The sequence below is a fragment of the Texcoconibacillus texcoconensis genome (genome assembly GCF_014202575.1).
GTDB classification, from domain to species: domain Bacteria; phylum Bacillota; class Bacilli; order Bacillales; family Salisediminibacteriaceae; genus Texcoconibacillus; species Texcoconibacillus texcoconensis.
Genome location: NZ_JACHHB010000015.1, coordinates 81745 through 92302 on the forward strand (window position 1 = coordinate 81745; position 10558 = coordinate 92302).

Below are 10558 nucleotides of genomic sequence, written 5' to 3' on the forward strand. Positions count from 1 at the left end.
ATCAGCCCTCCTCTTTCATCATTTCATTGTGATCGATTCAGCTACATCAAAGAAGTATAAGTATGCTTCATCGATCGATGTTTGCCAAATCGCTTCAATGGCTTTCATATAAACATCAATTTGTACGCTGTAGCGATCTCTCATAACAGGCTCAGCTTGCAGCATTCCTTCTGGAAAACGCCCCTGAATCGTATCCGTTTTAAAGTCGATCATTGTTCGTCCACCGTCGGCATCTTCTAAGATCACATCAACAACTCCTTGAATGAGCACCATTTCATCTTCTGGTCCATCCCAATCTGCATAAGATTCTGATGCTGGGACCCCATACGTAAATGGTACTTCTCGTTGCACAGATTTAGCTTGAAGCATACGTTCACCTAGTGGCGTTTCGAAAAAGCGTGCAATTTTATCAACGTCAATTGCTTGTCCTTCTGCATCAGTTAAAATTTCTTTTCTAACAAGTTCATCAATCAAGGATTGAACGCGATCGACTCTGACACTTTCTCTCGTTAAAGGAATGTGCTGCATCACCGTATGCATCGCTGTTCCAATTTCTGAAGCTGTCAATGTCGCATCTTGCATAAACCTTGGTCGATCAGCATCTTGCGCTCGAAACGAACCAAGAAACGTACGGTCACTGTATTCATCATGCATTTGTCGCTTTAGTTCACTCACCGTTTGTTTAGAACGATGAACCGTCGCAGATGTATAAGCGTACACTTGTTCAAGCTTACCGCCAACAAACTGCTCCCAATCTTCTTCGACATTTACCGGTTCTAAGGAACGCACCGCCTCTTCTCGTTCATGACGTTTCTCTTCTTCTTCACTTACATACGTCTGAAGTTGATCTTGGTCAATGACCGACAAATTCCAACGAGAAGGATCATTATAAACGACGTCATCCTGCGGAGAAATCCCCTCTTGCCAATTCACACTATCCTTGTGGCGCATCACAGCTGGTCCGAGCCAATCGAGAAAACTTTTCGCATTCGCCCGGTCTCCATTTGGGAGCACCCAACCTTCATGTTCAATAGCCAAACGCCAGTTTTCCAGTGATTTTTCCGCATCTTTTACGGTGCCAACAAACAACAACCTTTCTTTCGCACGTGTCATCGCAACATACAAAACACGCATTTCTTCTGCGAGACTTTCCATTTCCAACCGTTTTTTGATCGCCAATTGCGGTAGACTTGGGTATATGACGCGATTTTCTGGGTCGATCATTTTCGAACCGAATCCCCACTCTTTGTGTAGTAACACGTTCTTCCTAATGTCTTGTTTATTGAACTCTTTGTTCATCCCTGCTAAAAATACAACTGGAAACTCAAGCCCTTTACTTTTATGAACCGTCATAAAACGAACGACATCTTCTTGTTCTCCTAGCGCACGCGCTGTTCCAAGGTCGTCGCCTCGTTCACGCATCCGCTCAACAAACCGAAGAAAACGGAATACCCCTCTAAACGACGTCGCTTCATATGATCGTGCTCGGTCATATAGCGCGCGTAAATTGGCTTGTCTCTGCTTACCGCCAGACATACCTCCGACAAAATCGTAATAGCCTGTCTCTTGATACAAGCGCCAGATAAGCTCTGATAACCCACCTTCACGTGCTTGTGTTCGCCAGTCCATCAGCCGTTCATAAAACAAAGAAAGTTTTTGTTTCAAAGTCTCATCCGGTGACTCATCAATCGTTTTTTTCACCGCTTCATAATAGCTACCGTTCTTTTCGATAATACGAACGTGTGCCATTTCCTGTTCCGTTAAGCTAACGATCGGTGAACGGAGAACTGAAGCTAAGGGAATATCTTGATACGGGTTATCAATCACACTTAACAGCGAAATCATCACCGATACTTCGATCGCTTCAAAATACCCTGTATTCAGATCAGCGTACACAGGTACACCCGCTTGTTTACATTCCTCCATCATCGTTTGCGCCCACGGCATCGAGCGCATTAATACGACGATATCTCGATATGTGATTGGACGCATTCTTTTTGTTTCTTTATCCAACACTTGTTCTTGATTTTCGATCATCTGCTTAATGCGACGGACGATCCAACGCGCTTCCAACTGCGCTGTTTCTAGTTCTTCTTCCATTTCCGCTGGTTCATCACCTGGTTCTGTTTGCGATAGCGGTTCACCTTTATTAATGACCGCAAGTTCAGCTGTTAACGTGTCATCTTCAGGAAAATCTTTATTTCCAAGGTGCAATTCTGCTCCTTTGTCATAATCCATTTCACCAACTGCAGGATCAAGAAGCTGACGAAAGATAAAATTCGTCGCATCTAAAATGATGTCACGGCTTCGGAAGTTTTTCGCTAAATCGATTCGATACCCTTCACTTTCGTTCTCTTCGATATTGTTGATCGACTCATAAGATTGATATTTTTGCAGAAATAAACCAGGTTCAGCTAAACGGAAACGATAAATACTTTGCTTCACGTCTCCAACCATGAAACGATTTGAACCATTTGATAACAACCTTAAAATCGTTTCTTGTACAAGGTTTGTATCTTGATATTCATCGGTGAGTACTTCAGCAAAATAACGTTGGTACTCTCGCGCTGGTTCGGAAGCAACCGGCGTTCCTTTCTCGTCAAAACCTTCACAAAGCACCGCCAAGCACAAATGTTCTAAATCGGCAAAATCAACGAGCGCTCTCTCTTTTTTCGCCATTTGATAACGCTCCGAAAATTCCATCACGAGCCTTACAAGACGCTTAATCCCAGGAGCCATATCTTGTAAATCGCGAACAAATGATTGTGGAGCGCGCTGAAAATACGTTTCTTTGATCGTATTCACTTGTTTTTTCGCCGCGTCTCGTAAATTTTTTGCTGCATCTTTTAAACCTTTATCAATATCTTTGCCTCTCGCTTGCTTTAAGGTCGGGAACTTAAAAGATTGAAAGGCATCGTATAACCCTTGCCAAGACTTTTGCTCGCACAATGCTTGTATATTGGGATGATCTTCCTCAAACGTTTCGTAATAAGCAGCAGGGCCACCTGGAACCTTCGTTAATTCCATCGCCTGTTCTATTAATTTGACTGCTTGCTGCAACTGACGCTGAACATCTTGAAACAATCCCAAGCTCCATGGCAAGCCATCAATCGTCGTATCATCTTCAATCTCGTAACGGCTTGCCATCTCTTCAAGCCATTGCTTCGGGTTAGGGTGAGAGCGGGAGAAGTCGTACAACCGAAAAACAAGGTTACGTAACGCTTCATCGCTTCGGTCACCACTATAGCGATCGACGAGGTCAAAAAATAATTCATCGTCTCCGCTACCATAGGCCTCTTCAAATAAATGTTCTAGCACTTCTTCACGAATGAGCTCACCCTCAGTTTCATCAACGATACGAAACTGTGGATCTATATCGAGCATATAATAATAACTACGAACCACATTCATACAAAAAGAGTGCAATGTTGAAATTGAAGCTTTATTTAAAAGCGAAAGCTGCCTGCGCAAATGTAGCGAAGCAGGATCATTGGCTAACGACTTTTCTAATGCTCCTGCAATTCGCTGGCGCATTTCAGCAGCCGCCGCATTTGTAAACGTCACAATTAAGAGGCGATCGACATCAACAGGCGGCTCTTCATCAGTAATGCGACGAATAATTCTCTCAACGAGCACCGCTGTTTTACCACTTCCTGCCGCAGCTGAGACGAGCACATTGCTTCCTTTCGCATCAATCGCTTGCCACTGCTCGTCTGTCCATGTCACATCACTCGGTTTCGGACGAATCTCCATCGAGCTCTCTCCCTTCCTGACGAATCTTCTCTAAGATGTCTTTATCATCTTCTTTTGCTATGACGCGATAATCATTTCCTTCTAACGTTGCGTCGAACTGACAGACTGACTTAAACGAACAATACGTACACGGTGTATTTTGCTTTAGTTTATAAGGTGAAATTTCAACATCTCCATCTGTAATGGCTTCACCTGTTTTCTTTACTTGATTACGCAAATACTTTTGCAATAAGGAAAACTCATCCGGTTGTACGACAGATGAACGACCATCCAAATTCCCATCTTTTTTTAATGCTGCAGGAATGACTTGTGAAAAACCTTGTTCCAAACTTTGGTCCATCAGTTGAACTGCCTCTGTATCAGCAGCAAGTAAGCCTTTCATCTTAAATTTCTTCATGAGTTCTTTTTCAATCGCATCCGCATTCATCGTCCCTGATGCTTGTACGAATGGGTTATGAACATGAAAATACAATACACCAGCTGGAGAGGCTTCTTTCCCAAGCCAGTCTTCCGAAAACGAAATCACAACGTCCAAATAAATGAGCATTTGTAAAGCTAATCCGTAATAAACTTCTTGAAGCTTCATGTCTTTAGCACTTGATTTATAATCGATAATTCTTAATAGCAGACCTTGATCACTTGTCGCCTGATCAACACGGTCAATACGACCCACAAGTGACATTGTACAACCATTGGACAGTGTAAACGTTAGTGGCGGCAACTCTTCTTTCGGACCGAAACCAACTTCTAATCCCGCAGGTGAAAACCCAGATACTTGCGCTTGTTCACGTAACACCGTAGACGCACGCGCAACAACATCTTCAAGCTTTTGTTTAATATAATGATAGCGATTGGAACTAAGCAAAATTTCACGCTGAATCTTCGGTGCTAGTTGGTCAACAATCGTCCCTGCAAGCTCAGTACATTCCTTTTTAGATAACTGGGCCCAATCTTTCCCTTCTGTTCGAAGGTGATCAGCCATTTCCTTTAAAGCTGCGTGAAACAATTGACCAATGTCTGGTGCTTCCAATTTATACGTATCACGTTCTTTTAGCTTCAAACCGTGGGAAGCAAACTGTGCAAACGGACAACTTTGATACGTTTCCATACGTGACACACTCGTCCGAATGTGCTCGCCGTACAATGATCGGCTTATGGAAGGGTCCAACCTTTTCGTTTCATTACGGTAAAATAAACTACCGAGCACTTGAGAAGCGAGCTGTTTCCGCCGCTCATCAGCTAAAAACCAATTATAAACACCCCACCATAACGAAGAAATCGGATAGCCTTTTTGCCACATTTGTAGTTGATAGGCAAGGCTAGATAACGCCTTTTCTTCAGATGTTAAAAATAACGACTGTTCATACTCGTCAACCTCATTTGGATCTTGGAGAAGCAGATTTTCTGTTAATTGCGGGAATAAATCTTGGATCCGTTTTACATACATTGATGGCTGTAAAGACTTCCCTTCTTCATCAGCAAGTGGATACGTGATATAAAGGCGATCAGATGGACTCGCAAATGCTAAATACACCAAAAACGATTCATCTAGCAACTGTCTTGTGCTTCCTGGGGCAAGCCATGATCCATCACTATCTAAACTTTCGCGCTCATCATCCGTAAATAAACCATCCTCCTCAGGTCTTGCAGGAATCACACCGTCATTTGCCCCGATGACAAACGTACATTTAATATCCGATAAACGAGAACGCTCCATACTTGCAACTGTTACTTGGTCCATCGCCGGTGGAACAATCGCAAACTTCATTCCCTCTAAACCGGTGTCGATCATTTGTCGAAAACGCTCAAACGATAGCGTTTCTTCTCCTGCCATTTCCACCACTTGATCAAGTAAGTCGACAACTGCATCCCAAACTTGGTCATGCTCGCGTGATCGACCGAGATCACCTTTTTCGGCAGCTTCATCTCTCATTCTTTCAAGTTTTTTAGGAACCTCTAAACCTTCCAATAAAAGATAAACAGCTTTCGCATAGTCTTGAACCGTCTTCGCTGACTTTACCTGACGTTCAAACTTTCTAATCGGCGCGGTCAACAATTCACGCAATTCATTTAAACGTTGGGCAAACGCCTCATCTTCCTCTGTTTTAGGGAGTTCTCCATCAGCAATCGTTCTCTGGCGCCGATAGGTCCAAGGTTTTTGTTCGTGCCATTTTTTCCCTTGAATTCCGTATGCAAGTACGTAATTCTCTAGTTCATCGACTTGTTCACGTAATTTCTCTCGATCATCTTCAAGGGAAAATAAAAGGTCCGTCTTAAAACACCGAAACACTGACTCGTACCGCCAATTCCCATAAACAATTTCCATACAAGAGCGAATAAATTCAACGACTGGATGATTGAGCATCGAGCGCTTTTCATCCATAAATAAAGGAATGTTGTGATCACGAAAGATGGTTTCCATTAAATCGGCGTAATCGTTCGCATTCCGAACTAAAACAGCAATGTCTCGATAACGGTACCCGTCTTCGCGTACAAGACGACAAATTTCCCGGGAAATGCCTTCCACTTCAGCACGCCTGTGCACGGCTGCAAGTAAGTGAACACCTTCACGATCATTTGAGGTGTAGGCAGGACGTGTGTCACCAAAAGCTTCTAAGTGTGACAATCCATTTGCTGAAAATCGTTGTCCTGCCGTAAACCATACAGGCTCCTCAATCTCGATATCATTTTCTTTGGCAATATATTTAAGTTGTTGATATGTCGTTCCTGTCATAAAAAACGTATCCAGTTCATGAGGAGACTGTTCGTCATATACATCATCTACAGTCAAAGCGATATGAACGTGATCGGCTTTACGCAACAATTGTTCAATAACCGTTAATTCTTGAGGAGTAAAACGGTGGAAACCATCGATAAACACTTCCGCACCATTCAAGGCCTCTGAATAAGTAATTTTCTCAGCTAATAACGGCAAAGCGTCTTCTGATGATACATATGTTTCCGCCAACGAGGTTTCCATTTTTTCATAAACGAGTGCGACATCATGTAATTTATCCGCTAGTCTACGAGATTTAGGGTCACCTTCACCTTTCTCCTCTAACGCTGAACGCGTGCTCTCTAAATCACTCGCTACAACGTCATAACGCTTCAATTCCGTCATCATCCGCTCTACTTGATCGATAAAACCTGATTTATCACTCGCTTGACCGAAAACACGGAGGTCATTTTTTTCTTGCTCTATAATTTTACGAAGCAACATCTGAACACCTGTACGTTGCACGTGGTAACGAGACATACCTCCTACTTCTTGTAAAATACGCCAAGCTAAACGAGAAAAACTAACCGCTTGCGCACGAGCCATCCCGTTTCCATGCAATTTGACAAGTTTATATTCCGACTGAAAGGTCATTTGTTCTGGGACAAGATAAATAATCGGTGCTCCTTCAGGGTTTTCACGAAGTCGATGAGCAATTGTCTCTTGCATCGTCGTCGTTTTCCCACTTCCAGACCGTCCCAGGTAAAACGTCACTGGCATATTGTTGCCCTCCTTAACTTTCATTGAATTCATAAAGCGAACGAACGTTTTCGTTATTTTCTATTTTACTGGATATTTCATCACACGGCTAGCGTCAGATAATAGTAACTATTAACACTCATTGTTAGCATGGTTGCGGGATTATAAGAGATGTTGGCTTCTGGGAGGTGGGTAATGAATCCTACCTTCATCATAAACTGCTCGTTTTCACTCATAAACTTCAAACGATACCACCTCCCAACACCACGAAAATAAGCTGACCCTCTAGGATCAGCTCATTTCTCCCCACTTTTCAAATCTACCTCCTTGGAGGCGCAGCCATTCTCGCATACGTATGGCGTTTACCTCGTACTCCAACTTAGTATGATTGAAATTTTCCCTCAGCCTTTTACCGATTCATGTCTATATAAAACTTATAGCGGTCTGCACGGTAGACGGATTTCACAAATTCTAATGGCCGTCCATCTTTCAATGATGTACAACGTTCTATTAAAAGAACTGGGTCTCCCGATTCTAATCCTAAAACATCACGTTCTTCATCGCTGACAATCGAAGCTTCGATCGACTGTGTTGCTTTTTCCACTTCGAAACCGAGCTCGTTTTCTATATAATCGTACAGAGAGTGATTAGCAATTGTCTCACTGAACTCAGGGACAAGTTCAACCGGCAAGTATGTTGCTTCCAACGCCATCGGCTGATCATCGGCAAGACGAACACGACGTAACTCGAACACTTGACTCCCCTCTGAAATATCCAAACGATTTGCGACCATCTCCGTTGCTGAAACGATCCCAATAGATAAAAGCCTCGCTCCTGGTTTCATACCACGCGCTTCCATATCTTCAGTAAAGCTCGTCAACCCCTGTAACGGTTGTTCAATTTTATTTGGCTCAACAAAAGTCCCTTTGCCTTTTTCACGCGATAAATACCCGGCATTAACGAGATTATTAATAGCTTGTCTTATCGTCATACGACTCACTTCATGCTTTTCTGCTAGTTCTCGTTCTGAAGGAATCATCATGCCTTCTTCCCATTCACCACGTTCAATGTTGTGCTTGACCCATTCTTCCAACTGGTAATAAATGGGTATAGGTGATTGTTTATCAATCATTATCATTGCTCCTTTGTAAACGATTGTTCCCCTAACTTTTTACAAGCTTGGCGATCTGCAATAATTGTTAAGTTAGGGTGCCCCTGAAGAGCCGTGGAAGGATTGGCTTCATCCTTTTCTCCTTCAACTAATTCTCGTAAGGCTTCAGCTTTGTTTTCTCCAGATGCTAGTAAAACGATTTCTTTACTTTCGAGAATCGTTTCAATGCCCATCGTTACAGCATATTCAGGTACATCTTCTTCATCGTCAAAATAACGAGCATTCGCTTCTCTCGTTGCCGAGGCAAGTTTAACGACATGAGTACGCGAAGTAAAAGGTGTCCCAGGCTCGTTAAAAGCAATATGACCATTGCCACCTATTCCTAAAATTTGTAAATCGACACCGCCTATCGATTTAATCGTTTCCTCATAATACTCACATTCTTTCTGTAAATCATCAGCATCACCATTTGGTAAAAACGTGGATTCATTAGGGATATCAATATGTTTAAAAAAGAGATTATTCATATATGCACGGTAACTATTTTCATCACCCGCTGTTAGACCGACATATTCATCAAGGTTAATTGTTTTCACATGACGAAAAGACAATGAACCTTCCTTGTACTCTTTAATTAACTGCTCATACATACCAACAGGTGTACCACCAGTGGCAAGACCTAGTGTCGCTTTTGGGTTCGCTTTAATCTTCTCTTTTACAAGCTTGGCAGCTTCTTGACTCATTTCCTCATAATGATCCACTTTCATTATTTTCATTCTCCTACCTCCTATCGACGATAAACTAAATGACCATTGATATATGTTGCTTTTATTTCAAGAGATTCATTTAAAATAACTAGGTCGGCATCCTTACCAGCAGTAATACTTCCTTTTCGATTAGCCACACCAATTTGTTTTGCTGGATTTAAAGAGGCCATCTTCACTGCTTCTTTTAAAGAACAAGAAGTAAACTGGATCATATTTTTTACTCCGTCAATCATGTGCAACGTACTACCTGCCAGCGTCCCATCAGCCAAATACGCTCGTTGATTTTCAACTTTCACTGGTTGGCCTCCGAGTTCATAATCCCCATCGCCAAGCCCTTTAGCACGAATAGAATCTGTGATTAAAACAATGCCGTCTTCACCTTTTTGATGATACGTAATCTCTACCATTTCGGGACTTATATGAACACCGTCTACAATGAGTTCTGCGATGATGTTTTGATTTAAAAACACCCCCCCCACTGTACCTACTTCTCTATGATGCATTCCTCTCATACCATTAAATAAATGTGTCGCGTGCGTCGCTCCTGCCGCATTTGCTTTTTGAACTTCTGCCGATGTTGCATCGGAATGACCAATTGAAGCAATAACCCCCGTTTGGTTTAATGCCGTCACAAGTTCCTCTCCGCCCGGTTCTTCAGGTGCCATCGTTACTAGACGAATCAATTGCTTTGCTTCATCTTGAAATCGCTCAAATTGTTCAAGATTCGGCGCTTGTATATGTTCTTTGGGCTGTGCTCCTGCCCGTTTCTCAGCAATAAACGGACCTTCTAAATGAATACCAACAATCTCTGCCCCGTCACCTACTTGTGCTTCGTGTACGCGCGCAACAGTTTGCAATGCCTTGTATTTATTTTCAACACTTTGCGTAATTGTCGTCGGTAAAAAAGATGTCGTCCCTTCAGATGGTAATGATTTGGAGATTTTTTTAACCGAATCATCTTTACCATCCATCACGTCATAACCAACAGATCCATGTATATGAATATCGATGAAACCTGGGACGAGCTTATCTCCTTTTTCAAGCTCAACAACAGTTGTATGAGGATCTACTTTCTCTAGTTCTCCTTCTCCGACTGCAACAATTTGACCAGCTTGTACATGGACGTAACCACAAGCAATTGTTTTTTCTTCAGTAATGACTTCACCATTTTTAAAAATGAGCGATTCTGGCATAATCATTCTCCTTTTCTCCTTATGAACCTAATATAACATACGGACTTATAGTGGTCTATACCTTTATGTCGTTTATTATTAAAAAAGGGGTTGTCCCAAAACCCCCTTTAAACAAAAAGAGAACCAACCGTGATAGGTAAAATTCACGGTTGGTTCTCTTTTTATTATGGTTTAGTCTCCGAAACAGGCGGTCCACCTCCGCCTGTTTCAGGAAGTTGTGGGCGATGGTCACTAAACCAAATTCGAGGTGGACTTTATC

6 protein-coding genes are annotated in these 10558 nt (G+C 42.4%); all 6 read right to left on the reverse strand.

The window, feature by feature from the left end; all coding sequences use genetic code 11:
• Positions 1-18 precede the first annotated feature (18 nt).
• The 6 genes from addA to nagA all read right to left on the reverse strand — a co-directional run bounded on the left by addA (position 19) and on the right by nagA (position 10305).
• Positions 19-3753 (reverse strand): helicase-exonuclease AddAB subunit AddA, encoded by a 3735-nt coding sequence (gene addA, locus HNQ41_RS14275; protein WP_184665111.1) that lies wholly within the window; start codon positions 3751-3753, stop codon positions 19-21.
• The gene (gene addB / locus HNQ41_RS14280; RefSeq protein WP_184665112.1) at positions 3728-7249 is read right to left on the reverse strand and encodes a helicase-exonuclease AddAB subunit AddB; all 3522 of its coding nucleotides are present in this window, start codon (positions 7247-7249) and stop codon (positions 3728-3730) included. Before addB ends, addA begins: the two co-directional genes overlap by 26 nt.
• Before the next feature lie 80 nt (positions 7250-7329).
• Positions 7330-7473, reverse strand: a complete 144-nt coding sequence (locus HNQ41_RS14285) for a hypothetical protein (RefSeq protein ID WP_184665113.1) — start codon at positions 7471-7473, stop codon at positions 7330-7332.
• A gap of 164 nt (positions 7474-7637) precedes the next feature.
• Complete coding sequence (locus HNQ41_RS14290; RefSeq protein ID WP_184665114.1) at positions 7638-8360, reverse strand: GntR family transcriptional regulator; 723 nt, start codon at positions 8358-8360, stop codon at positions 7638-7640.
• 2 nt (positions 8361-8362) lie between these two features.
• Positions 8363-9115, reverse strand: coding sequence for a glucosamine-6-phosphate deaminase (gene nagB / locus HNQ41_RS14295; RefSeq protein ID WP_184665115.1), 753 nt, complete (start codon positions 9113-9115; stop codon positions 8363-8365).
• Between the two features lie 11 nt (positions 9116-9126).
• Positions 9127-10305 carry an N-acetylglucosamine-6-phosphate deacetylase gene (gene nagA / locus HNQ41_RS14300; RefSeq protein WP_246421716.1) on the reverse strand — a complete coding sequence of 393 codons (1179 nt, stop codon included), beginning with the start codon at positions 10303-10305 and terminating at the stop codon, positions 9127-9129.
• Between the last annotated feature and the right edge of the window lie 253 nt (positions 10306-10558).

Coding starts and splice junctions, on each gene's coding strand:
- addB (WP_184665112.1), bottom strand. CDS start 7,249: ATGCCAGTGACGTTTTACCTGGGACGGTCTGGAAGTGGGAAAACGACG.
- addA (WP_184665111.1), bottom strand. CDS start 3,753: ATGGAGATTCGTCCGAAACCGAGTGATGTGACATGGACAGACGAGCAG.
- nagB (WP_184665115.1), bottom strand. CDS start 9,115: ATGAAAATAATGAAAGTGGATCATTATGAGGAAATGAGTCAAGAAGCT.
- nagA (WP_246421716.1), bottom strand. CDS start 10,305: ATGATTATGCCAGAATCGCTCATTTTTAAAAATGGTGAAGTCATTACT.
- HNQ41_RS14290 (WP_184665114.1), bottom strand. CDS start 8,360: ATGATTGATAAACAATCACCTATACCCATTTATTACCAGTTGGAAGAA.